We start from the raw sequence: 604 nt of genomic DNA, 5'->3' as shown, positions 1-604 counted from the left end.
GCTGCCGGCTCCGCCTCCCCCGCGGAGGGTGGGGCGCCGTCGTCGTGCGGTGCCGGCGCGCGCCCGGCGCGCTGTCAGGCGAGGGCGCCGGCGGCCCAGCGCCGGGTGCTCTCGGCCAGCCCCTCCCAGTCGCCGGGGGCCACCCAGCCCTCCTCGCCGTGCGTGGCCAGCACGGGCCGCGCGCCCAGCAGCGCGCGCCGCCGCGAGGGCCGGCGCAGCGCCCGCGCGTCCACCGCCAGGCGCAGCGCCGCCAGGTAGGCGTGCCGCGCCGCGGCCACGTGCGCGGGCACGGGGTCGTCGGTGGGGTGGTGCACGACGAGGTCGCGCACCGAGAAGCGGGGGCGGCCCGCCAGGGTCATGCAGGTGGTGACGTCGAAGTCGCCGCCGGACCACGCGCACAGCGCCAGCAGGCGCTCGTCCTGGCGCAGCGCACCGACCCGGGCGGCGAAGGTGCTCGTCGTGCTCTCGATCCGCTCCCAGCGCTGCGGCGGGGGGGGGGGGGGGGGGGGGGGGGGGGGGGGGGGGGGGGGGGGGGGGGGGGGGGGGGGGGGGGGGGGGGGGGGGGGGGGGGGGGGGGGGGCGGCGGCGCCGCGCGCGGCGTGGG

1 protein-coding gene is annotated in these 604 nt (G+C 84.3%); it reads right to left on the bottom strand.

From position 1 onward, the window contains the following. Nucleotides 1-74: 74 nt before the first annotated feature. Nucleotides 75-359 carry a hypothetical protein gene (locus tag ACRYMY_RS19660; RefSeq protein ID WP_432548900.1) on the bottom strand — a complete coding sequence of 95 codons (285 nt, stop codon included), beginning with the start codon at nt 357-359 and terminating at the stop codon, nt 75-77. Nucleotides 360-604 lie beyond the last annotated feature (245 nt).

Origin of the sequence: Kineococcus haloalkalitolerans, assembly GCF_050871905.1 — a bacterium.
GTDB lineage: Bacteria > Actinomycetota > Actinomycetes > Actinomycetales > Kineococcaceae > Kineococcus.
This window is presented reverse-complemented; position numbering and strand designations above follow the sequence as displayed.

What these genes read in the sequence shown, in the direction of transcription:
- ACRYMY_RS19660 (WP_432548900.1), bottom strand. Translation starts at nt 359, where the DNA reads ATGACCCTGGCGGGCCGCCCCCGCTTCTCGGTGCGCGACCTCGTCGTG.